At 63.6% G+C, this 23,955-nt stretch carries 19 protein-coding genes; 8 read left to right on the top strand and 11 right to left on the bottom strand.

The window, feature by feature from the left end:
- On the bottom strand, positions 1 to 396 hold the full coding sequence (msrB, locus tag VN706_25170; GenBank protein ID HXT18942.1) for a peptide-methionine (R)-S-oxide reductase MsrB: 396 nt from the start codon (positions 394 to 396) through the stop codon (positions 1 to 3).
- 56 nt (positions 397 to 452) lie between these two features.
- A complete protein-coding gene (locus VN706_25175) occupies positions 453 to 629 on the bottom strand; it encodes a hypothetical protein (protein HXT18943.1) in 177 nt (58 codons plus the stop codon).
- An 87-nt stretch (positions 630 to 716) separates the two neighbouring features.
- Between VN706_25175 and VN706_25180 the strand changes: the two genes are divergently transcribed.
- Entirely contained in the window at positions 717 to 1,631 is a 915-nt protein-coding gene (locus tag VN706_25180) for a hypothetical protein (protein ID HXT18944.1), read from the top strand.
- A 20-nt stretch (positions 1,632 to 1,651) separates the two neighbouring features.
- Here the strand turns inward: VN706_25180 and VN706_25185 are convergent, their stop codons facing one another.
- On the bottom strand, positions 1,652 to 1,855 hold the full coding sequence (locus VN706_25185) for a hypothetical protein (protein HXT18945.1): 204 nt from the start codon (positions 1,853 to 1,855) through the stop codon (positions 1,652 to 1,654).
- A 220-nt stretch (positions 1,856 to 2,075) separates the two neighbouring features.
- Here VN706_25185 and VN706_25190 point away from each other — a divergent pair, with 220 nt between their 5' ends.
- On the top strand, positions 2,076 to 2,384 hold the full coding sequence (locus VN706_25190) for a hypothetical protein (GenBank protein ID HXT18946.1): 309 nt from the start codon (positions 2,076 to 2,078) through the stop codon (positions 2,382 to 2,384).
- Here VN706_25190 and VN706_25195 read toward each other — a convergent pair.
- From VN706_25195 to VN706_25210, 4 genes are read right to left on the bottom strand one after another with little or no spacing between them, the layout of a single operon-like run.
- Positions 2,376 to 3,344 (bottom strand): sigma 54-interacting transcriptional regulator, encoded by a 969-nt coding sequence (locus tag VN706_25195; GenBank protein HXT18947.1) that lies wholly within the window; start codon positions 3,342 to 3,344, stop codon positions 2,376 to 2,378. The two genes, VN706_25190 and VN706_25195, sit on opposite strands and share 9 nt — an antisense overlap.
- The gene (locus VN706_25200; protein HXT18948.1) at positions 3,341 to 4,216 is read right to left on the bottom strand and encodes a hypothetical protein; all 876 of its coding nucleotides are present in this window, start codon (positions 4,214 to 4,216) and stop codon (positions 3,341 to 3,343) included. Before VN706_25200 ends, VN706_25195 begins: the two co-directional genes overlap by 4 nt.
- Positions 4,209 to 4,739, bottom strand: coding sequence for a hypothetical protein (locus VN706_25205; protein ID HXT18949.1), 531 nt, complete (start codon positions 4,737 to 4,739; stop codon positions 4,209 to 4,211). Before VN706_25205 ends, VN706_25200 begins: the two co-directional genes overlap by 8 nt.
- On the bottom strand, positions 4,739 to 5,269 hold the full coding sequence (locus VN706_25210) for a hypothetical protein (protein HXT18950.1): 531 nt from the start codon (positions 5,267 to 5,269) through the stop codon (positions 4,739 to 4,741). Before VN706_25210 ends, VN706_25205 begins: the two co-directional genes overlap by 1 nt.
- Positions 5,270 to 5,659: 390 nt before the next feature.
- Here VN706_25210 and VN706_25215 point away from each other — a divergent pair, with 390 nt between their 5' ends.
- The 3 genes from VN706_25215 to VN706_25225 all read left to right on the top strand — a co-directional run bounded on the left by VN706_25215 (position 5,660) and on the right by VN706_25225 (position 8,523).
- Complete coding sequence (locus VN706_25215; GenBank protein HXT18951.1) at positions 5,660 to 6,901, top strand: hypothetical protein; 1,242 nt, start codon at positions 5,660 to 5,662, stop codon at positions 6,899 to 6,901.
- 570 nt (positions 6,902 to 7,471) lie between these two features.
- Positions 7,472 to 8,041, top strand: a complete 570-nt coding sequence (locus VN706_25220) for an AraC family transcriptional regulator (protein ID HXT18952.1) — start codon at positions 7,472 to 7,474, stop codon at positions 8,039 to 8,041.
- An 83-nt stretch (positions 8,042 to 8,124) separates the two neighbouring features.
- Complete coding sequence (locus VN706_25225) at positions 8,125 to 8,523, top strand: response regulator (GenBank protein ID HXT18953.1); 399 nt, start codon at positions 8,125 to 8,127, stop codon at positions 8,521 to 8,523.
- 60 nt (positions 8,524 to 8,583) lie between these two features.
- Here the strand turns inward: VN706_25225 and VN706_25230 are convergent, their stop codons facing one another.
- The 3 genes from VN706_25230 to VN706_25240 form a co-directional block, all read right to left on the bottom strand.
- On the bottom strand, positions 8,584 to 11,655 hold the full coding sequence (locus VN706_25230) for an AAA family ATPase (GenBank protein ID HXT18954.1): 3,072 nt from the start codon (positions 11,653 to 11,655) through the stop codon (positions 8,584 to 8,586).
- A gap of 219 nt (positions 11,656 to 11,874) precedes the next feature.
- The gene (locus tag VN706_25235; GenBank protein HXT18955.1) at positions 11,875 to 12,276 is read right to left on the bottom strand and encodes a carboxymuconolactone decarboxylase family protein; all 402 of its coding nucleotides are present in this window, start codon (positions 12,274 to 12,276) and stop codon (positions 11,875 to 11,877) included.
- A 25-nt stretch (positions 12,277 to 12,301) separates the two neighbouring features.
- Entirely contained in the window at positions 12,302 to 12,937 is a 636-nt protein-coding gene (locus VN706_25240) for a hypothetical protein (protein ID HXT18956.1), read from the bottom strand.
- 515 nt (positions 12,938 to 13,452) lie between these two features.
- Between VN706_25240 and rho the strand changes: the two genes are divergently transcribed.
- From rho to VN706_25255, 3 genes are all read left to right on the top strand, one after another.
- Positions 13,453 to 15,372, top strand: coding sequence for a transcription termination factor Rho (rho, locus tag VN706_25245; GenBank protein HXT18957.1), 1,920 nt, complete (start codon positions 13,453 to 13,455; stop codon positions 15,370 to 15,372).
- A gap of 240 nt (positions 15,373 to 15,612) precedes the next feature.
- On the top strand, positions 15,613 to 17,805 hold the full coding sequence (locus VN706_25250; GenBank protein ID HXT18958.1) for a BamA/TamA family outer membrane protein: 2,193 nt from the start codon (positions 15,613 to 15,615) through the stop codon (positions 17,803 to 17,805).
- A complete protein-coding gene (locus tag VN706_25255) occupies positions 17,805 to 22,451 on the top strand; it encodes a translocation/assembly module TamB domain-containing protein (protein HXT18959.1) in 4,647 nt (1,548 codons plus the stop codon). The genes VN706_25250 and VN706_25255 overlap by 1 nt, the downstream gene beginning before the upstream one ends.
- A gap of 90 nt (positions 22,452 to 22,541) precedes the next feature.
- On the opposite strand, the gene VN706_25260 is transcribed toward VN706_25255, so the two are convergent.
- Complete coding sequence (locus VN706_25260) at positions 22,542 to 23,921, bottom strand: dipeptidase (GenBank protein ID HXT18960.1); 1,380 nt, start codon at positions 23,919 to 23,921, stop codon at positions 22,542 to 22,544.
- Positions 23,922 to 23,955 lie beyond the last annotated feature (34 nt).

Below are 23,955 nucleotides of genomic sequence, written 5' to 3' on the forward strand. Positions count from 1 at the left end.
CTACTTCTTCTCGTCGAGCTTGAGCGACGCGGAGTTCACACAGTAGCGAAGACCGGTGGGCTTCGGTCCGTCGTCGAACAGGTGGCCGAGGTGACAGCCGCACTTGGCGCAGTGGATCTCGGTCCGCCGCATGAAGTGGCCGTTGTCCTCTTCCGTCGCGATCGCGCCCGCATTGAGGGCATCATAAAAACTCGGCCAGCCCGAGCCGGAGTCGAACTTCGTGTCCGACGTGAAGAGCGGCTCGCCGCAGCACACGCATTTGTAGACGCCGGGCGTGTGAGAATCCCAATACTGGCCGGTGAACGCGCGTTCGGTTCCCTTTTCGCGCGCGATGCGGTATTGCTCGGGAGTGAGCTCCTTTGCCCACTCCGCGTCTGATTTTTCTATTTTGGACATTTATTGTTCCTCACTTCGGCGCTTCGCACCTACGCTCGGAATTCCGCCGAGAAAGTTTAGAACTCTCTCTTCTTCATGATCTCGAAGAGCTCGGCCGCCTCGGTATCCTTGTCGTTTTCCCTGGGCCGCGTAACGTCGAGCGTCGCATCATATGTACGCCGTTGGGACGCTTTCGGTTTGTTGGCTTTGGCCATGGTTTTCTTCATGAGCTTCGCAAGCTGTTTCTCGTCCATGCCGGTCTCCGTCTAGAGTGAGCGAAGCGGATATCCTTAAGCTATTGTTCAGCGCAACGCCAAAACAGACCTCGCTGCAACTCATACATGGAATCGACTAGCGAGCCAAGCCGGACCATTTCGGCGGCGCGCGCACATCTCGAACGCGGGTTTCGATTCGAGCAAGCGGGGACCCTGGAGCGGGCGCTCGAGGCGTATCGCGATGCGCTCGCGGCGCGTCCGACCGAGCCCGAAGAGGCCGAGGCGCGGCTGCGCGTGGCGCGGGTGTATCGCAGCATGGCGCGCTGGGCCGAGGCGCGAGTCGAATCGCGCGAAGCGGTGCGCATCGCCCGAGCGATCGGCACGAACGACCTGGCCGCCGAAGCGCTGAACATCGAGGTGGGCGCGCTGCAGCTGCAGGGGTTCTTCGACGACGCCGACGTGATCGCGCTCGAAGCCCTGGCGCTGGCGCAGTCGCATCGCGTGCGCGGGATCACGCTCCAGAATCTCGGGCGGAGCGCCGCCGAACGCCGGGAGTTCGAGAAGTCAGATGAGTATTTCGACGCATCGATTTCGGCATTTCGATCGGCGAATTACGAGGTCGGCCTGGCGATCGCGCTCGCGAACGCGGCGAAGGCGGCGCTGGATCGGGGCGACGCGGAGCGCTCGATCGAGATCGGGATGGAATCGGTCGGAATCGCCCGCCGGCTGAACGCGTTGGATGTGCTGTTGACCGCGGTGCAGAATCAGGCGGCGGCGCACGTGGCGATCGGTGATCTCGAGGCTGCCGAGTCCCTGCTGACGGAAGCGCTGGGGCATTTCACGACGGCCCGCAATCCCGTACGGCAGGCGGAGTGTCTCGAGATCATGGGCAGGATCAGCGAGGTCCGAGAGGATTTTGCCACGGCGGCGCGGTGCTACGCCCGGGCGCGCGACCTGGCGACGGCCGCGAACGATCTACCGCTGGTCGAGCGGCTGGCGCGGAAGGCGGCAGCCGCCGACGAACATCGGGAGCAGGCCTGATCGGCCGCTCCCACGAGCGATCAGGGGCTGGGAGCGCTGCCGTCGATCGGCGCGCAGTACGGGTTGCCGTCCTGATCGTAGGCGACGATGTAACCGCTTCGGCAGGTGATTTCGTCGCGCTGCGGGTGCGCATTGGGCGCCTTGGCCGCTGATGGAGCGCTGGGCGAATCGGAGCAAGCGGCCATCAGTAGGCCGGCTCCCAACAGTAACAGGATCTTCTTCACGACTACCTCCACGGATTCGACCTCCAGAAAGCACAATCCGTGCTCAACGAATTTGGTGCGATTGCGCTATCATACGGGGTGGCGCGCGGACTGGCCACCTGATGTATTCTTTATGTGAAAACCGCGTCGAGAGCGGAGCGACATGGCCCGACAGGGACGGCGAGCGCGACCGTCGAATCAAAACAAAAAGAACCAGCGGACGGCGAAGTCCGATTACTTCATGCAACCCGGCAAGCGCGCGACGGTGATCGTTCTGCGCAAGCCGATCGGCAATCGAGCCACCGCGAAGGTCTGCGGCGTGATGCCGAGCCGGGTCCATGCGAAGATGCTGATCAATCAGCTGGAGCGCGCGGAGTCGGTCGTGAAGGATCTGTTCCTCGAGGCGACCGATGACGGCATCGAGGCGCTCGAGGCCGTGCTGTTGGCCTGCTGTAATGAAGTACTCGAACGCGGCCCAAAAGTCCGTGACGTACGGCCTGCCGAGGCTGCTGAGGGTGAGGTCGAGGAGCGGGCTGCGTCGTCAGAGTAGCGGCAGTGGCGCGCCCATAACGCGACACTCGATCCGCATCGAAATCCCGAGCCGTTTCGCGCGACGGTAGACCGTCGCGCGATGGATGCCAAGCCGGCGGGCGAGGCGGCGGGTGTTCCAGTCTGCGTCCTGGAGGAGTGCGACCAGCTGGTCGCGTTCGCGGCTGGATGGCTCGCGCGCCGGAATTCCGGGAGGCGCGGCGATCAATAGCGATGACGAGCGGTGGCGAAGTGCGAGCTCGATCGCGTCGGCGTCGAGCGTCGATTGGTCGCGCGACAGGACGACCGCCGTGTCGATCACCTGGCGCAGCTCGCGGACGTTGCCCGGCCAGGCCCGTTGCTGAAGCAGACACTCCGCGCGCCGTGTGAGCTTGCACGAGGCGTCGGAAAGGCGGGTGAAGTGCGCCGCGAGGATTGGGATGTCCTCGATGCGATCGGCCAGTGGCGGAACGGTGAGGACGATTCCGCTCAGGCGATGGGCGAGGTCGGCGCGGAAGCGGCCGTCGGCGATCAGGGACGCGAGCGGTTCGTTGGTGGCTGCGATGGGCCGGAAGTCGCTGCGTGCGTCGCGACTCGAGCCGATGGGGCGAAACACGCCCGTTTCGATTGCGCGCAGCAGCTTGGCTTGTTGGGCGAGCGGCAGGCCGCCGATCTCGTCGAAGAATGCCGAACCGCCGTTTGCTTCGCGCAGGAATCCGAGGGATTCGCCGATGGCGCCGGTGTAGGCGCCGCGGACGTGGCCGAAGAGCGCGTCCTCGAACATTGAATCGCCGAGCGCGCAGACGTTGAACGCGACGAGTGAGCCCGACCGTCGGCTGGCGGCGTGGAGCCGTGCGGCGACGAGCTCCTTGCCGCTGCCGGTTGGACCTTCGATGAGGACCGGCAGCCGGGTGGGCGCGACCGTGTCGATGAGCTGGCGCAGGCGAACGATGGACAGCGATTCGCCGACGATCGCCGTCATGAGAGAACTCTAAACGCGATCGCGCGCGTTTGGCGGCCGACGCGGACGAGGCGCCATTGCAATGCGACCGTTGCGGGTGGCGTGCCGCTGGAGGCGGAGACGCGAAGAAGCCACGCGTCCGGATCGGGCGTGGTGAGGCGCTGTGCGTCGGGGAATCGTGCGATGAGCGAGTCGGCGGCGGTTGCGGAAAGGTGGCCGAGGATGTTGGTGAGCGCGTCGAGCGGGCCGTTGCTGGTGCGGAGGTCGACGATTGCGTCGGCGGTTTCGCGCGAGATGCCCGGCGTGGCGACGAGCGCGGATGCGGGCGCGTTGGCGAGTGAGAGGCGGCCGGGTTCGGTGGTGAGCGTGGAATCGAATGATGGTGCCAATGACGAGAGCAGTGCGCGGAGATGGCGGTCGTCGTCGAGCAGGACGACGCTACGTGTTGAGTCGCGGGCGGAGTCGATGCGGGCGACGAGAGCGTCGGCGTTGGGGAGTTGTTGGTCCGCGGCGAGTCGGAGCAGCATTTCGTCGGTGGCCGTGTTGATGTCGATGCGCGTGCCGGCGGCTTCGAGTGCGATGGTGCATGCCGTGTCGTGTGAGGCGGACGTGGCGATGGCGTCGAGCGTGCGCCATGCGCGATTGGCCGCTGCATCGTTGATCGCGTCGCGGAGGGTGGCGTCGATTGTCGATTGCGTCTTTCGTGCGCAGCCGATCGCGAGCCAGTACGCGCGTTGGTGATGGACGCGATTGCGTGCCGCGTCGATGGAGACGCGGCCGGTGAGCGCGAAGGCGATTGTCGATATCGTGGCGACGGTGATCACCCAGAGGACGGTGAGCATCGCGAAGCCTGTGCGCTTGCGGCGGCGGCGGGCGACGGAGCGATCAATCACGTGCGGCTCCGATTGGTAAGACCGTTGTGTCGTGTGCGCTGGTAATCCCCAGAGCCGCGGGGATGGTGACCGCGGTCCGCCACGTGGTGTTCCATGTTGAATCGGCGCCGGCGGTGCCGAGGAAGAGGAAGGATGCGGTGCCGAGTTGGCGGTGGAGCGGGAGGAGACCGCCGTCGTGGGTTTGGGCGTAGATGATGCTGCTATCGCGTGTGGAGTCGATGAGGAGGGTGATGACGCAAGTCGTCGACCAGCCTGCGGGCTCGGCGCATCGCGTGCGGTATTGGACGAAGTGCGTATCGCCTGCAAAGTTCTGCGTCGTATCGTTCGAGGGCATGGCGTTGGCGAGGAGGTCGGTGAGGAGTGCGTTGCCCGTGCCTTCGCGCGCGTTGTCGGTGGCGTCGCGTTGGATGTGTCGGCCCTGGGTCTCGAGCTGGTCGAGGGTGTACGCGGCGGTTTCGATGACCAGGGCCGCGAGCGCGAGCGCGAGGACGATTTCGAACAGTGTGAATCCGTTGGGGCGCATCAGCACGCGTAGCGGAAGGCCGCGTTGCGCCGCTCGAGGTCTGCGTTGTCGGCGAGGCAGCGTGCGTAGGTCGAGTCGGCGCGCGCGAGGCGTGGCGGCGCGGGGTCGAGTGATCCCGGTGTGTTCGCGTAAACGAGCTCGACGAACGTGAATGTCGTCGCGTGTGTTGGTACCGCGGCGAGGATGCGGGGTAGAACCCCGCGGACGATTTGCGAGTCGGTGCTGGCGATGTCGACCCAGGTGGTAGATGCCGAATCGGCGGTGCCGAGTTGTTGGGTGAGGAGTCGGAAGAGGGTGGAGCGTGCGGTGGTGTCGCTGGGTGTGCAGTGGGCGCGGGTGCCGCTGCCGGCGTCATCGAAGCGTCGTGTTCCGGTGGTGGCGATGCGCCGGATGATGTGCGATGGCGGTTGGGCGACGACGGCGATGAGCGTTGTATAACAGGGTGGGGTATTGCGCGGTGGAATGATGAGGGCCGCGGCGCTGAGGAGTGCGGCGGCGAGGATGGACGTGGGTGTGGTGGCGGAATGCATGATTGATTGCGGATCGCGAGGGGGACGAGGGACGCGGGGTGTGTGGCGGCGGCGTGTGTCCAGCGTGGCGTGGGTGCCGTCGGCGGGTTGACGCGTCCAATGTGGTGGCGGTGGGCGTCGCGACCATCAGCAATCGAGTGTGTGTAGCGTTGTTTTGTTGCAGGGGTGGAATGGAACGGGATGGAATGGGGCGGTTTATTTGAGTTTTGTGACGAGGATTACCGAAATGTGGAAAACGTCACATTTCGCGGGTGTCAATGACATGAACAGGGGCTTGATGATCGTGGGGCGGGTGCCGATATATGGCTTAGAGGTATATGTATGCGACGTATGCAGCGTGTTCGATGTGTGCAGACTGGAGCACTACTCGCCGGCGAGTGGAGGTCGGGCGTGATGGATTCGGATGGTGTGCTGCGGCATCTCGCGTTTTTCGAGGAGCTGGGGCGGATGGAGGAGACGGATGCGGGCTGGCGCTCGGTGAGTGCCGGTTTGGTGGTGATGCGTCTTGTCGATTCGTGGATAGCGGATGGGCCGACGGCGTCTCGCGTGGATTCGTGGGGTGTGAGTGCGGTGCGGGAGGCGATTGCGCAGATTGCGGAGACGACGCCGATCAAGCGGATTTTGACGTCGGTGGTGGATGTGATGGTGTCATCGACGGCGATCGATCTGCATGCGTTGTGTCCGCGGTTGATGGCGTATGGTCAGGCGTTGGAGTATGAGGCGAAGTGGGGGTTGGCGGCGGATGTGTATGGGGCGATTGTGGCGCATGCGCATCCGGTGGAGGATTCGGATTTAGCGATTGCGGCGAACCTGCAGCTCGCGTTTTGCTTGCGGACGATGGGTGAGTTGGATGCAGCCGCAACGTCGTATCAGCGAGCCACCGAAGTCGCGCACGCGGCGGGTGACATGATAGGAATACTTCGCGGCCGTTTAGGCGACGCGAAGATCGCCACTGCGCGCGGCAATTTTCCCCGCGCCGAGTCTATCCTCGAGGAGACTATCGGTCAGGCGCGATGCGAAGGGCTCGCGGACGTCCAGTCGCGTGCGCTGATTGACCGCGCTTATATCGCCGGTCTATCGGGTCAATATGAGCGCACGATTCGTTACTCATACGACGCGCTCGCGATTACATCGTCGAACCGTGAGCGCGATCGTATTCTGACCAACATTGCGACGGCATTTCGCTTCCTCGGCGTGCTGAAGGCAGCACGTGATGCCTATCTCGTGCTCGTCGCGACCGCGGAAGAACAATACATTCGCTGGGTCGCAGAGTTGAACTTGATGGAACTAGCAGCGCAACAACGCATCGAACTTCAGTTCGACAAATACCGTCGCGAGCTTGGGGACGCTGATCTCTCGCCGCAGCTCCGAATCATGTATCTGCTTCACGTTGGCCGGGGCTATCACGCCCTTGGAAACGCGCCAGACGGTGTGCCGTATCTGGAGCAGGCCATAGAAATGGCGTCGCGTTACGGGCTCAATCAAATGTTGTTCGAAGCTGAATCCGCGCTAGCTGATGCGCGTAGCGGTCGTCGTGTTAGTCTCGACGTCGAGGCGCCGGATCTCGACGCTGATGTTCAGGAAGTGGCTGAAGCGATACACGAAATGAGAGAGGCCGTAGCGGCCATATAAGACAAAGGCCCGGAAACTAGTCCCGGGCCCATGCTGAAAAAATGGAGTGAATTACGGTTCGATGCAGCGACCCGACGAATCGACGAAGCCGCTGCACGGCAGATCACCATCCCGCTTGGGCGCCGAAATGTCGGAGCAGGCGGACGCAACCATGGAGGCAATCACGAGGGCAAGGAGGACAAGCGGGCGGCGGTTCATCAGCGCGATCTCCGTCTATTTGGACTAGGGTTCTGCAGTGTTTTCTTGGCGGGAAACATCTGCACGGAACAGTAGGCTCGCGGCTCGGAGCGTAAACTCGCATTTTGTGTCAGGTTTACTCGCTTTTGTGTCACGAGTCCCACGACCGGCACCCGCTTGGACGTCGTCGCTTTTCTCCCGCGCTCGCTCCTCTCGCATCTCAGAATTGTGCTCGGTTCGGAGCATACGCTCACACCAGTCGTTACGTGGGCGGAGCTTCAAACCACGGTGCAACATCTCGTTAGCGATCTCGTTGTCGCCGATCCGGCCGCGACGGGCTCCGTCGAGATCGAAGCACTCGAGTCACTTCGCAGGCAGTTTCCGTCACTTCCGGTGATCGTCTATACGTCGTTGGCGCCCGCATCGATCAAGGCGATCGTGCGCCTCGCAAAATCCGGCGTCGAACATGTGGTACTCAGTCGCTTCGACGACGAGCCTCGGAAGTTTCTGGAATTAATCGAAGGCATCCCCGCTTTCTCCCTCGGGGATCGAATGCTGCAGGAACTGGCAAGCCCGCTGTCCTGCTTGCCGGTGGTGGTGGTGAGGGCGGTCGACCAGTTGTTTCGGTCGCCGGTACGATTCAAAAATGCTCAAGATCTCGCGACGGCGGCGGGGATGAACCTCCGCACGCTGTATCGGAATCTCGAGCCCGCCGGGATCTACTCGGCGCGCGCCTTGGTGGTGTCGGCTCGGCTGCTTCGTGCCTATGCCTATTTGAAGGATCCTGGACGGTCGATCAAGGATGTGGCAGCCAAGGCCGGCTATCACTCCCCGTGGCAGCTCTCGCAGCAGATGCGTGAGTTGACCGGATTCACGACCGAGCAGGTTCGAAGAGACGTAGACGAAGATGCGCTGGTCGCTCTGCTCGCGGAGCAGGTGCGGCGCAGGAGACGAAAGTCATGACGTGGAAGGTCATTCTCGGAAACCCTGGCGGTCAGGCGTCGCGACCGCCGGCGCCCATTCCGAGCACACAGTCGAAGGAGCAGATGGTCCAGCGTCCGGCGGTACGGGTTCTGGTGGTGGATGACGAACCCTCGATCTGCAAGGCCCTCACGATGGCGCTGTCGCGCGCTGGCTATGAAGCCATCGCGGCGCAGTCCGGCGAGAGCGCGCTCGCGATCATCCGCAGCGAGCATGTGGACGTCATGCTGATCGACCTGCGCATTCCCGATATGCGCGGCGACGTGATCTTCGAGGTGGCGGCGGGGCATCAGCCGCATCTCCGGTATCAGACTTTATTCATGACCGGTGACATTACCGAGCGCGCGCACAAGCTCATCGCGGCGTGCAAGTGTCACTTTCTGAGGAAGCCGTTTGATCTTCGGGATATGACGGACGCCGTCGCCGCGTTGGCGCCGCGGCATACGCAGGATGCTGCGGGGTGAAAGCCCTCGAGGCTGCTGACGAACGAAAGGGCCGTCTCTTGAGACGGCCCTTTGTATTTGTTAGACCGTTGCGGGCGCGTTCGCGGCGAGTGCGATCAACTCGGCGGGTGGTGGGTAGAGTTCGCGGCGGATGGTTGAGATGAATCGCTTCGCGAAGGCTTCGGCCTCGCCGGGTGCGCCGAATTGTTGGAGATAACTAGCAAAGAACGCTGCTGGTCGATCAAGCCAGTAGTCGGACGAGTCAAAAGAGTTCGACAGCGCTGACGCGATGTCACCAATTCCGGAATGATGCGCAAGACCTAGGCGAGAGCCGAGATGCGTTGCGAGAGCTTGGGCACGAAAGCGGGTAACCGGTATCGATAGGCACATTTCGATACTCGGTATGGTGCGCAACGCGTCATCAAACCGAGCTTCTCGGACGAACTGCGCTGCTTCGTGATGTCGCATTGTTAAGTCGATAAACAGCCTGGCCCCGTACGCTCCAAGAGTTTGCCACGTAGGTTTAGCGGATTCGAGTAGTGCTCGGGTGTCTTCAGGAGCATCGACGTCAATGCTCACGGCCAACATATTGTCGAGGCCTGAACCCATAGCGTGGGTTAGTACAGTTCGTCTCGCGAGGTCGAACGCTTGTGACCATGCAGAACGCGCGTCGTCTAGCCGACCAGCAAAGGCAAGCGACCGTGCGTAGATGTTCAAAGCACGTTCAACGCCGTGCACATCATCGGCCTTTCGCGCTTCCGCGAGAAGCTCTGCAGCCAACTCGCACGCTATCACCATGCTTCCCACGCGTTCCTCAAACATGAGCCGAATTCGCAGACGGTCCCAGTTTTCGGCCGGCGAACTTGGCTCATAGTGGAGCGCGAAGTCGTTGAGTTCGTGTAATGCATCTGGGCAGACGAATGTCGCGATCTTCGTTGCCGTTCGGGCCGCGGCAAGCCGATGCTCCCGAGTAGCCCGGTTCGTTCGCACACAGTCGAGCGTAGCGGATAGCAATTCGGTCGCGCGGTCGAAGTCTGCAAGCTTCATGTCAAAGCGCACGATTTCGAGATCATCATGACCGCTGTACGAGGGATCAACCTTGCATGCCAGCTCCCGATACTTATCGATTTCGGCAAGCGTGTCAGTCCACATTCCGGCTCGCCACATCGAATCCACCTGTAGTCGGAGCAACATCAAGTGCTCGCGCGTGTCGCCTGTGAGCCCGGCGGCACGAGCAAATGCAACCGCTGCATCTCTCAGAAAGCCCGCGCGATACAGATGCGTGGCTCCGCTAACAATGGCCGCTCTTGCCTGTTCGGTTTGACCGGCGTCCAGCCAATGTTGAACGCTCTGCCACAACAGCAGGCAATCAGACCGCTCAGCATGTTCTTCATGGAATGCCCGCGCGGCGTACGTGTGTAGTATTATCTTGACGCTCGATGGAAGACGGGCGAGTGAGGCATCTGCCCACAACACGTGACCGTGCATCGCTCCGATCCCATCGGTGGTGAGAATCCCAGCCGCGTCCAACTCGAGAAGGGCCTCAATCAATTCACTCTGAGTCAACCCGCTTACTTTCTGAATTCGCTCAACAGTCGCATATGTGCCCAGAAGGGCTGCCGATTGAAGAATTCGTAGTGCGTGCCGCGTCAATTTTGTCAGCGCCAACTCGATAAGTATGTTGAGCGATGGTGGTAGCATGTCAGCAGAGTTGCCGACTTTCCATTGTCGTGAAAGTTCGCGAATGAACAATGGGCTTCCGGCTGAACGGCTCGTGATCGCTTCGGCAGCCGCATGATCTAACCCGCGATGCGACGACGACGCCGTCTGCTCAACCAATTCGCGACTCGCTGCTTCGTCCAACGGACCGATCGGAATGACTGGAAGCTCTCCGATCGGCAGCTTTTCTAACACCGGACGCAGGCTGAACATCCAGCCGATCGCCAACTCTGCGCTCGCGTCGGTAACCTGCTCCCATAGCCAGCCCGCGGACGGATTCGCCCAATGAATGTCTTCTACCTGAACGAGAAGCGGCGCCTCGAGCGCTATCGACCCGAGTAAATCCGAGAGCGCCGCCGCGATTTGAATGCGACGGTCGACTGGATTTGAGCTGCTGACATCGAACGCCGGCTCGGGCTGGCTCACTTCGGGCTGCGTGAGTTTGCGAAGAAACGTGAGATTGGCCGGCTCGCATCCCAGTGCACCAGGCAACTCTAACAATTGCGTCAGAAGATCGATCACACCGGCGAGCGGCCGATCAACGTCGCTTCGCTGACAGCGAATAGAGACGACTACAATGTTCGCCGCTATCGCTCGATTGCGGGCTTCTTCAAGCAGGCGGGTCTTACCAATTCCAGCGGGTCCACTGAATGCGATTGCTCCACCCTTTCCTCGACCGAGCTCCGTCAGCATTGAGTCGACGTGACGTAAATGTTCGGACCGTCCTACAAATGGCGTTTGGTCCTTCGATGAACTCGTTTCATTCTTGATCTGGTTCAGGTAGACAGCGACGCGCAGCCCCGCATGCGGAGACCTTTCACGAATTTCGGAGAGGTAGTCTTCGAGTTGTGAAATTGCTCGCTTCCGCGCACTGACTCGAACGAGCGCCTCAGCGCAGGCCAGGATCGCCGGCTCGTGCAGGGGGTCGAGGCTGAGTACCGCGTCAGCAACCGCGCGTGTCTCTGGCCACGGGCGTCGGTTGATCGCGCGCTCCAAGCGCTGCGACAAGAGTTGAATTGCCTGCGCCGTTAGCCTCGTGCGCCATTCGCCCAGCCACGACTCAAACAGCCGTGAAAATGCCGGTGCATAGCCCGAAAGGATCGCCATCTGCGGTGTGAGTTCGGACGTCCCGAGGTCATCTACATCCCACTCCACATCCTTCGTCTCGAGCGCAGCCGTCGTCGATCGCGTGTCGATTAGTACATCCATCGACCGCAACTTCGACAACAACCAGCGGAGCCGTCCAGCGCGCGTGGCGTACGGCGCGTCCGGCCACAACATCTCCGCCATCTGTTGCCGCGAGAATCCCTTCCCTCTTTCGAGCGCCAACATCAACAGCGCCGCAAACACCATCTCCGCGCTCGGCTCCACGCGCCGGTCACCAACATAGATGACCGCGCGGCCAAGCATCTCGACGCGTACACGAGCAGACATTGTGATAGATCCAGCTAACTGCGAAACGACGTGGGTGGGCCGCGGCGTCGCGAGGGTGCAAGGTTATACGTGACAGAACTGTGATGCACAAGGAAAAGGCGGACGACCTTGTTTGGCCGCCCGCCTACGCGCTCACGATGCGCTCACGACGCGCTCACGACGCGCTCACGATCCATCGCGTCCGGCCATCGCCCCGAATCGAGGCAACCATGCGCCACATCAGCCTTTCCCGGCCGTCCGCTCCAGCTCACTCCACCGATCCACCGCCCGCCTCAGATGCGGGATCACGATCGACCCGCCGACGATCAACCCAATCGACATCGTCTCGAACACCTGGTCACGCGTCACGCCTTCCTCGGCGCATCGCACGAGATGGTACGTCACACAGTCGTCGCAACGCAGCACAAGGGACGCGACGAGGCCCAGCAACTCCTTCGTCTTCACATCGAGCGCGCCTTGTTCGTACGCACGACCATCGAGCGCGAAGAAGCGATTGATGACGAGATTGTTCTCGCCGAGAATCTCCGTGTTCATCCGCTCGCGAAACTCGCGAAAATCGGCCAGCGCGGACGCAGCAGAACCGGCCGGCGCCTCGCCATGCGTGTGACTGAAGTCGCTCATACGCTCACACCTTCCATGTCATTCATCAGTGCGCGTGTTCAGCCGACCCGGCATTCCAGTTCTTTAATTTTCTCAATGTCTCCTCCAACGCCAGCCGTTGCGCGGTTTGCGTCGATTCGGCGAGCAGGCCTTCGTACGTATCGACCGCCAGCTTGAGGGCGACAGGATCGTCTTCCTCACTCGCGAGACTCGTCGCGTTGTCCGCGAGGGCCGCGCGCGCGAGTTGATCGGCGGGAAATTGCTTCGTGACCTCGAGCCAGCGCTCGACGCGCTTTCTCACACTCGATTCGGCCAAGGCCCACAGGTGCCACGCGCCGCGATTCGTCGGATCGACCGACTTCGCGCGCGACGCGAGCTCGTTCACCGCCGCGGGACCGCGGCCGGTCAGCCAGTACGCGTTCGCGAGCACGACCATCGCCTGCGCATCGTTCGGACTCGCCGCGACGATGCGCTCGTAGAGCGGCACCACCACTTCGGGCATGCTCGTATACGGCTTCGCGGCGCCTTTCAGCGCCTCGGGGGTGGCGCGAGCGGCGAGATCGCGCAGGGCGTCGAGCAGCGTGCCCACGTCGCCGGAACGCTCGTAGGCCTGGATGTGCGCAACGAGATCGCGACTTGGATCGTAATAAGGGTTGGGGGATGGGCTGGATGGGGTAGCCATGCCTGATAAGCTAAGGGTCTTCCCGACCGGGACCGCCCCAATTCGGCACGAAGTTCGCACCGCGGGGGTGCCGGGATTGGGAGAGCGGCGGTATCCAGGGTTGCGCCAAACTGGTTTCGTGGCGATACTCTTGGCGTCCGCCGGCACGACCGCGACGTAGTCCCTCCGGCTGGTACGTCCGGGTTCTGTATCCCTCGATGACTGAGGGACGATATCGGGACCTGACGTCGAGAGCCGCGCCGTAGCGCCAGCATCGTCGGCATCGCGTGTGGTATCCGCGGGGTTGACGATACCGACAGCAGAGCACGCGTCGCGTCGATTTTTGCCCCGTCACACAATCGTATCCATCGCGCGCAGCCATTCGCGAGCGATCTCTTCGAGCATACGTCCTTTGGCAATCGCCGGGACAAATCCGCTCGACAAGCATGAAGCAGGGCCCGCGAACCTGAGAAGCGAAGCGGGCGTGAGCGACTCGAATACCGAGTACCGAGAATCACCTTTTCACCACACGTTGCATGAGCGAAAGTCGACGCCCACCTCGTCGCGGACGTGGTCGACGTCCGTCCAATCAGTCCAACGCCGAGACGGGCGACAATCCGTATCGCGAGGACGGCGAAGGCGGTGGCGGACCACCTGCCGATTCCGGCGGTGTGAGCACCGAAACAGCATCCAGTCGCGATCGCGGCGGTAGTGCCGACGCACCGAGCGAGTCGAGCGAGTCGAGCGAGTCGAGTGAGCCGAAGGAAGCTCGGGAACCGCGCGAACCGCGCGGAGGCCGCCGACCGAAAGAGCCACGCCAACCGCGCGCACCGCGCGGTGAGCGCGCCGCGAGCGAGGAAACGTTCAGCGGCGAACGCCCCGACCGTAGCGGCGAACCTGCCGATCGTAGTGAGCGTAGCGACGCCGCGGCGGATAGCGGCGGACAAACAACTACGGGACCGAGTGGTCCGAGCAGCGGCGGCGGATACTCTTCCGACAACGCGCCATCCGTCACAAGCGGCGGCGGCGGAAGCGGTGGGAGTGGCGCCGGCGGCGGATCGCAACAGAGCGACACCAGCGGCGGCGGCGGCTACCGCGAAAGAAATCAGCAAGGCGGATACGATCGCCACAATCAACACCGCGATCGCGACGGCAGCTTCAACGATCGCCGCAACGGACGCCGACATCGCCGCGGGCGCGGACGTGGTCCGCGTCGCGACGGGCGTGATGGCGGCGACCGCAATCAAGGTGGCGAGCGCAGTCAGGGCGGCGAGCGCAATCAAGGCGGTGAGCGCAACCAGGGCGGCGGACAGCCGCAGCAACCCATTCAACTCACGGCCACCGGCGAAACGCGCGGTTGGTTCGACTCCGCACGCGACGCAGGCTTCATCCGGCGGTCCGGCAACAGCTATCTCGCCGAAGCGGGCGACGCGTACGTTCCGCCGCACGTCGTGCGACAGTTCTCGCTGCGCAAAGCGGATCTCATCGACGCGACGATCGGTGTCGATCAACGCGGCCGTCCAACGGTCGTCGAGATTCGCACCATCAACGACGCCGATCCGCAGGCCGCCGCGAAGCGCCCGGACTTCAATTCGCTTCCCGCGTCGTATCCCGAGCGGAAGTTGTTCCTCGAAACGGGACGGCCCGCCAAGGGCGGACCGGAGCTCACCCGGCGCGCGGTGGATCTCATCGCGCCGATCGGCTACGGTCAGCGGGCGCTGATCGTCGCACCGGCACGCGCCGGCAAGACGACGCTGCTTCACGCGATCACGGAAGGCGTCGCGCTGAACCACTCGAACGCGGCGCTCCTCATTCTGCTCGTGGACGAACGTCCGGAGGAAGTGAGCGAAGCAATCTCCTGGGGCGTCGGCGAAGTCGTGTCGTCGAGCTTCGATCAACCGGCGGCGCGTCACGTCGAAGTCACCGAGATGGTGCTCAATCGCGCGCACCGACTCGTCGAGAGCGGGAAGGACGTCGTCATCGTGCTCGATTCACTCACGCGCATGGCGCGCGCGCACAACACGGCGGAACGCGGCACGGGTCGCACGCTCTCGGGTGGTCTCGACGCCACGGCGATGGCGAAGCCCAAGGCCTTTTTCGGATCGGCGCGCTCCATTCCGCAGTCGTCGGGCGGCGGATCGCTGACGATCATCGCGACGGCGCTCGTCGAAACCGGCTCGCGCATGGACGACGTGATCTTCGAGGAGTTCAAGGGCACGGGCAACTGTGAGATCAAGCTCGATCGTGGACTCGCCGAGAAGCGCATCTATCCGGCGATCGACATTGGGACGAGCGGCACGCGCCGCGAGGAGAAGCTCTTCCGGCCGGACCAGATCGACAGCGTGTATACGCTGCGGCGGGGGCTGGCGCAGATGCCGCCGCAGGCCGCGATGGAGTGGTTGATCAAGCGGATTGCGGCGACGCCAAGCAACGATCAGTTGCTGGCCGGGCTGTAGTCGCGGCGGCAGTGAGGCCCGCGCGCTTTGCGCGCGGGTGGTGTGGGCGGCGGCGCCTAGGGCCGCCAGGGTGGGGCCGGCGCTTGGCGCCGTAGGCGCGGCCCAACCATCGCGAAGCGGCCCAACCATCGCGAAGCAGGCGGCCTAACCGGCCACAACAATACGCCTTCGGGTCTATAGCTTGCTCTACAGTTGGCCGTCATGCGCCACGCCCTCATATGCGTGTTCTTGACGGTTGCCGTGTTCTCACCGACAGCCGCCGCTCAGAACACGCGTAATCAACAACGCGAAGCGCCTGAAGTCCGGAAGCTCACGTTCACCGGCGTCAAACACGCCGATCTGAACGACCTCCAGAAGAGTCTTTCGACACAGGCGTCCAAGTGCAGGAGCTTGTTGCTCCTGCCCTTCTGTCTGTTCAGCCACTCGCCGACGCTCGAGGACAAGCACTACTTCGACGAGAACGAATTCCGTCGCGACGTCACGCGCATTCGGCTCTACTACTGGAAAATCGGCTATCGCGACGCGACGGTCGACACGACCGTCGAGAAGACGGCACGGCGTCAGGTGCACGTCGCGTTCAAGATCACGGAAGGACCGCCGACCCTCATTCGCAAGATCGCCATCACGTACGACACGGCGCTCATTCCGACCAAGATTCGGAACCGGCTCACGACGTTGCACGCGAAGGACCCGCTGAATCTCCTGCAGCTCGATTCCATGCGCGTGATGTTCCAGAACGAGCTCTGGGACCAGGGCTACGGCGACGCGGTCGTCGACACGACGGTCAGCGTCGACACGGCGCGTCGGCTGGCCGACGTCCGGCTCACGCTGATCGAGAACCATCGCACGACGGTGGGCCGGGTGACGATATCGGGCATCAAGCGGATCAACGCGAAGACGGTGCTCAATTCACTGACCTTCGGCACCGGTGATCTGTACCGGCAGACGGACATTCTCGAGAGCCAGCGCAATCTGTACGAGTCGAACCTGTTCCAGCTGGCGGCGATCGACGTGCCCGTGCAGTACGACAGCGTGAAGAACATCAACATCGACGTCACCGAAGCGCCGCTGCACGAGGCGCGCGTCGGACCCGGCATCAGCAGCCTCGACTTCCTGCAGGTTGAGGGACACTACACGGCGTACAATCTGTTCGGCGGCGCGCGGCGGCTCGACATCGACGGCACCGTCGGCAATCTGCTCGCGAGCTCGCTCCAGGGTCGCGGATTGTTCCGCGACGTGCAAGCCGACGTGCCGTTCGGCGCGAGCGCGTCACCGTTCCTTCAGGCCACGTACAACGCGAGCATCGACTTCAAGCAGCCGGCGTTTCTCCAGCGGCCGGCGGATCAAGCGGGCTTCGGCACGTTCGCGCACCGCACGATCAACCCGGGCGTGTTCATCGATCAGGGATACGGCGGCCAGGCGACGTTCACGCACATCGTTCGCCTGCGCGCGCCGGTGAGCGTCAACTACCGCTTCGAGCTCAATCGGGTCGAAGCGAGCGACGTGTATTTCTGTTTCAACTTCGGCGTGTGCGACGGAACGACGATCAGCACGCTACGCTCGCACCAGTCGCTCTCGCCGTTGACGCTCACCGGGTTCATCGACCGCTCCGACGTTCCGTTCTCGCCAACCAAGGGGTACGTGCTCCGGCTCGATTTCGAGAACGCGTCGGCGCTCACGTTCTCCGACTATCGCTACAACCGCGCGTTCATGGACGGCGCGTTCTACACGCATCGCAGCGGGTCGAAGTCCGTGTTCAGCGGCCATCTTCGCCTGGGCTGGGTGCGCCCACTCGGTACCGGACCGGACGCGGGCATTTTGCACCCGCGCAAACGCTTCTACGCGGGCGGCGCGAACTCCGTGCGTGGATTCGCCGAGAGCCAGTTGGGCCCGCGCATTTTGACGGTCGACGATTCGACGTTGGTGAAAAGCGCGACCAGCATCAACGGTGGGCGCTGTGCGGCCACACTCGCGGGCGTGAAGTTCTGCGATCCGAACACGCCCGCTCTCTCCAACGGCGACTTCATTCCGCAACCACTCGGCGGCACGTCGCTGGTCGAAGGCAGTCTCGAGTACCGCATGCCGCTTCCGCTCGGGCAATCGCTGCGGCATCTCGTGGGCGCGGTGTTCGTCGACGGCGGCATCGTCGGCAGCGCGCCGGTGGCGGGACTGCAGACGGTCAGCAATTTCATCCATGGCACGGGCGCGATCACGCCCGGATTCGGCGTGCGGTACGCGTCGCCCGTCGGTCCGATTCGCGTCGACATCGGCATCAACCCGAATCGTGTCGAGAAACTTGGCGTCGTGACGGCGGTGCGCGACAGCACCGGCAAGCAAGTGATCGTGCCGCTCGCCGTCAGCCGCTCGTTCGCGAACGGCAAGACCTTTCTCAACCACCTGACGCTGCACTTCTCGATCGGAGAAGCGTACTAGTGGCGGCGTGGCGCGAAGGCGAGGGGCGTCGAGCGCTGGGCGACGGGCGAGACACCATCACGGTCGTACCGCCCGACGAGAAGCTCCACTGGGGACGCGGCATTCTCGTGGGGCTGTCGATGATCGTCGGGCTCATCCTGCTGGCGATCATCGCGGTGCTGGTGCTCACCGGCACGGACTGGGGGCGCGAGCGCGTGCGGCGGTTCGCGGTGAACACGCTCAACGGGACGATGCACGGGCACGTCACGATCGGTCGGCTCTCCGGTAACCTGCTTACTGGAATGACCATCCACGACCTCGCGATCACGGACAGCAGCGGCAAGCCGTTCGTGGCGGTCGAATCGTTCAAGGGCGACTACTCGATCATGGGTTTGCTGCGGAAGCACATCTGGATCGACGATGCCGTGCTCGTGAAGCCGCTGATCGTCCTCGACCGTCCGCCCGGCGGCACATGGAACTGGCAGCGGATCTTTCCACGCGACACGACGCCCAAGCCCGCGAGCCAACAAACCGGATGGTTCGATTGGCTGCGGTTCACCAATGCGTCCGTCGTCAACGGACAACTCATCGTTCGCTCGGAGTGGAAGCCGGGCGAAGGACTGAAGACACAGGCGGCGCGCGACAGCGCCATTCGCGTCGCCCTGGGCGGCGGTTCGCGGTTGATGATCTCGCGGGTCCCCGGCGGATTTCAAAAGACCGTGCAGCTCGACTCGGTTACGGGGACCTTTCCGCTGCTGCGCCTTGCCGAGCCCGGTCGCAAGGATCGGTTGCTCGAAGTGTCGTCGCTGCGGATGGATGCGTTTCCCTTCCGCGCGCCCGGCGCGCTCGTGCGGGATCTCAAGGGGACGTTCCCCTTCAACAACGATTCGATCTGGTGGAAGGGCGCGTACGTCGCGCTGCCGCAGTCGCGCGCCAACGGCGACGGGCGCTACGCGTTCAGCTCCGGCGACATCACGCTCAAGGTGCACAGCGATCCGGCGAACTTCGCCGACATGCGCTGGGTGTATCCTCGGCTGCCCGACGGGCACGGCAAGCTCGATCTCGACATGTCGTGGAAGGGGTCGGTGCAGACATATGTGTTTCATAATGCCGATATCGTAATGGGCGCAGCCAGGGCCGACGGTTCGTTCGGCATCACGCTCGCCGACACGATCTCGATTCACGATACGAATCTCCGCTTCTCGGGCCTCAGCACGAAAACGCTCGAGCAGCTCATTCCGCACTTCAGGTCGCCGCGCCGCGGGGTGTTCGCGGGGCGTGCGACCGTGCAGGGCGGACGGCATGCATTGGCCGTCAACGGCGACGTGCGCTTCGACGACACCCAAGCAGGTGCGAGCCGAGTGACGGGAGTGGGCGAGATCGGCTTCCTCGACAACGGCGGCGTGCGCGCGCGCGATCTCAAGGTCGAGATGCTTCCGCTGCAGGTGGACATGGCGCGCACGTGGGATCCGACGCTGCCGATCGGCGGCATTCTCACCGGCTCGGCGACGGTGAACGGCTCGACCAAGACCGAGTTCGCGGCGACGATGAATCTCGATCTGCGCGACCGCGGTACGCAGTCGGCGGTGGCGGGCAAGGCGACGATGCGCCTGTCGGGCGGCAAGGCGTTCGACGTCGACGTGACCGCGCGGCCCGTGTCGCTCGTCGAGGTGGGCCGCTTTTTTCCCGCCGCGGGATTGCAGGGAAGCGCAACCGGGCCGATTCGTCTCACGGGAACGCTGTCGAATTTGCGATTGCAAACCGCGCTTCGTCTGCCCGACGGTGGTCACTTCGATGCGCGTGGCGCGCTCGATCTCGCAAGCAAAGAGAAAGGCTACGACCTCACGGCGAACCTGTTCACCATCAATCTCCGCACCGTCGATACAAAAGCGCCGATCACGTCGCTCACGGCGCACGCCGTGGTGCGCGGCCGAGGAACGAGCTTGCCGACGATGCGTACCGCGCTCGCCGCCGATCTCTCCACCTCGCGCTGGGACAGCATCGCGGTCGACACGGTGTCGATTCGCGCGAGCGTCGCCGACGGACTCGCGAACATTCAGAAGCTCTACGCCCTTGGCGCTCACACCACGGCGAACGTGTCGGGCACGTTTGGTCTCGTGCGCGGCCGCAGCGGGGAGCTCACCTACAACGTCGCCGTCGATTCACTCGGCGCATTCAATCGGTGGCTTCCGAAGACGCCGGGTTCGACCGCGCCCGTGCAGCCGAGGCCGGGGGTTGTCGCGCGGGCGGTGCGCCGTGCGAAGGCGGATTCGGCGCGCATCGATCGCGCGACGGAAATGGAACGCCTGATCAACGGGCGGCCGGGCCCGAAGCTCGTCGTCAATGTGCCGCAGGCCGTGCCCGCGGATACGATGACCGGCAAGGTGTATGCGGCCGGCAAGATGCGCGGCAACATCTACGATTTCGATCTGAATGGCCGTGCGGGTGGCGAGAACATCGTGTTCCGCGGCAATTCGATTCGGCAGTTCGCGAGCGAGTACGTGTGGACGAACGCTCGCTCTCCGCAATCGAAACTTGCGGTGGGACTCGACGCGGGCGGCGTGAGCGCGATGGGCTTTGCGTTCGACACCGTGAACGCGCGCGTCACGTATGCGACGCCGGGCGGTCACGTGGAGCTCGTGGTGCGGCAAGGCGACAATCGCGAGTACGGCGCGCGCGGCGACTACGCGCTGTATCCCGATCGCCGAGAGCTGCAGCTTGCCAACATGACGTTCCGGTTCGATACGGCGTACTGGTCGATGCCGCATCCGTCGACCGTCGTGTGGGGCGGACCGGGCATTCGCGTCGAACACTTCGAACTGCGCGACCGCGGCAACGGGCGTCTCTACGCGAACGGATTGCTGCCGACGAATGGCGTCGCCGACTTCACGCTCGACGTCGATCAGTTCCCTGTCGCGAACATCTCCGACATTCTCCAGTCGGATCTTCAGATCACCGGCGTGCTGATGTTGCATGGGTCGATGACGGGAACGATGACGAACCCCGCGTTCCGCGGCGCGTTCGCGCTCGTGAGCGGCACGTACAACGGCACGGTGATGCCCGATCTCCGCGGCCGGTTCGGCTACGCGGACGAGCAGCTCGTCTCTCACATCGATGCCTTACGCAACAGCAGCCAGCTGCTCGCGACGGCCGATGCGCGGCTGCCGATCAATCTCGCGCTGAGCGGCGTGACGGGTCCGCGCCTCTTACCCGAGCCGATGCAGGTCGACGTCGTCGCCGATAGTCTGCCGCTCGAGCTCGTGCCGCAATTCACCGATCTCGTGTCGAACGTGCATGGGCGGGCTTCGGGAAAATTCGCGATGCGCGGCACCTTGAGCCGTCCGACGCTCGTTGGCGCGGTCACGCTCGATCACGGAACGGTCACGCTCAATCAGACGGGCGCCACCATCAACAACCTGGCGGGATCGATTCGCATGGCGAACGACACCGTCTACGTTGATTCGATCGCGGGAAACGCGAAGGGCAACGTTCGCGTGCGTGGCACGTTGGCGGTCGGTAACTGGCGCGAACCGTCGTTCAATCTGTATCTGGTCTCGAGCGGCGCGCAGTTGATGAACAACGACATGGCGAACATCGGCGTGGATGCGGGGCTCGCGTTGACGGGACCATTCAAGTCGCCGTATCTGAGCGGCGCCGTGACGATCGTTCAAGGTGTGGTGTACGCGCCGGAGCCGACGGGCCGGCACCTGATCGGCGCGGGCGACCCGGCGCTCTTCAACGTGCTCGACACCGCCATCACCGCGGATCGCGATCTCTTCCCGTCACCGTCGCCGCTCGTCGCGAATCTGCGCATGGACGTGACGCTCGCGGTCGATCGCGACGTCTGGGTGCGCAACCGCGAAGCGAACGTCGAGGTGTACACCGACGAGCCGCTCATCATTCACGAGCTGGCGCAGTCGTTCGCGATCACCGGCATCGTGAGCACCGATCGCGGCGAGTACAATTTCCTGAGCAAGCGGTTCCAGATCACGCGCGGCTCGGCCATGTTCATCGGGAGTCCGGATCTCAATCCGACGCTGCAGGTCACGGGCGAGTATGCGGTGCAGCTCGCGTCGCGCGGCACGCTGGACATTCGCGTGCTGATCGGCGGCACGTTAAAGAAGCCGACGTTGTCGCTCGAGAGCGACGCACAGCCGCCGAAGACGCAGTCGGAGCTTCTCAGCCTGCTCGCGTTCGGGCAGTCGACGACGACGCTGCTGGCGTCGGGATCGTCGAGCGTGGCGGGTTCGGCGGCGACGATGGATTTGTTCGGTGTCGGCGCGCAAGTCGCGGTGCGCCGATTGGCCAGCGTGGCGCTTGGCGTGGCGGTGGATCAGGTGCAGGTACAGACAGGCCGCGCGCTCGGTCTCGACGTATTCAACATCACGCCGGCCGACGTGCCGGACATCTCGGGTCAGGGGATCGGCAATTTCCTGACGCAGACGAAGTTCGAGGCGGGCAAGTACGTCAACCCGCGCACGTTCGTGAGCGGGCAGGAATCTGCGGGACAGCTTGGTGTGGCGATCCAGCATCGGACGAATGGCGGCTGGACGTACAGCGCGAGCTTCGAGCCGCGGATCGTGTTGCTGGAACCGAAACTGAACGCCCCGCAGTGGAGAACGCAGCGGACGATTGGTGGCTTTATTATCCGAGAGTGGAAGTTTTAGCTGCTTGGTGAGGCCCGCGGGCTTCGCCGCGGATGGTGAGGGCCGCGGCCTAAGGCCGCGAGTGTGAGGCCGGAGCTAGCGCGCGCGGGCCTAACCCGGAACGACCAGTTCGTCCCACAGCGCCGCCATGGCGACCGCGCCGCGTTCATAGTTGTCCACCGAAATCCATTCGTTCGGAGCGTGCGCATTCTCCCCCGGCAACCCAAACCCCACCAGCAACACCGGCGCATTGAGAATTCTCTGAAAATCGCCGACGACCGGAATCGAGCCGCCCTCGCCGACGATCACCGGCTCCTTCTCGTACGCCGCCTTGAGCGCGCGCCGCGCGGCGTCGAACAGCGGACCATTCAGCTCGGCGCGCCACGGTGTGCCGCCGTGCAAGTGGGTCACCGTTACCGTGACACCGGCCGGCTTCACGCGCTCCACGTGCGCGCGCATCAATTCCTCGATCTCGGCAGGCGCCTGATCCGGAATGAGGCGGCAGCTCACCTTCGCCATTGCCTTCGACGGCAGCACGGTCTTGGCGCCCTCGCCCGTGTATCCGCTCAGCAAGCCGTTCACCTCGCAGGTCGGACGCATCCACAAACGCTCGAGCGTCGAGTAGCCCTTCTCGCCGAACAAGTCGGGCGAGCCCGTCTCCTTTCGTAAATTCTCATCGCTGAACGGCAGCGCGCGGATGTCCTTGCGCGCCTGCTCGCCCCAGTCGCGGACCTTGTCGTAGAAGCCGGGAATCGCGATGTGGCCGTTCGCATCGTGCATGGTGGCGAGAATGCGCGCGAGCGCCATCGCCGGATTCATCACCGCGCCACCATAGCTGCCGGAGTGCAAATCGGTCGTTGGTCCCTGCACGTCGATCTGGAAGTACGCCAAGCCGCGCAACGAAGACAGAATCGAGGGAAGCCCGGGCGCGAACATCGCCGAGTCGGAGATGACGACGCCGTCGCACTTCAAGAGATCGGTGTGTGCCTCGATGAACGCGGTGAGATTCTCGCTCCCCACTTCCTCTTCGCCTTCGGCGAGGACGATGATGTTCACCGGCAATTTGCCGCGCGTTTTCAAGTGCGCTTCAAGGGCCTTCACGTGCAGAAACAGCTGGCCTTTGTCATCCACCGATCCACGTGCATAGATACGGCCGTCGCGAATCGTCGGCTCGAACGCCGGACTGTCCCACAACTCCAGCGGCTCCGCCGGCTGCACGTCGTAGTGGCCGTAGATGAGGATCGTCGGCGCACCCTTCGGCGCGTTCCGCCACTCACCGACGACGATCGGATGGCCGGGCGTCGCATGTACGTTGGCGGTGAGACCGATCTTGCGCATCGAGTCCGCCACCCAATCCGCGGCACGCGCGGTGTCGGGGTTGTGCTCGGAGCGCGCGCTGACGCTGGGAATGCGCAAGAGCTCGAACAATTCGTCGAGCGCGCGCTGCTGGTTCGACGACAAATACGCCGCGAGATCGGTGGACAGTGGCATGATCGGACCCTGGAAGGCGGAGGCTACCGCTCAA

It is taken from the genome of Gemmatimonadaceae bacterium (assembly GCA_035606695.1).
Taxonomy (GTDB): Bacteria; Gemmatimonadota; Gemmatimonadetes; order Gemmatimonadales; family Gemmatimonadaceae; genus JAQBQB01.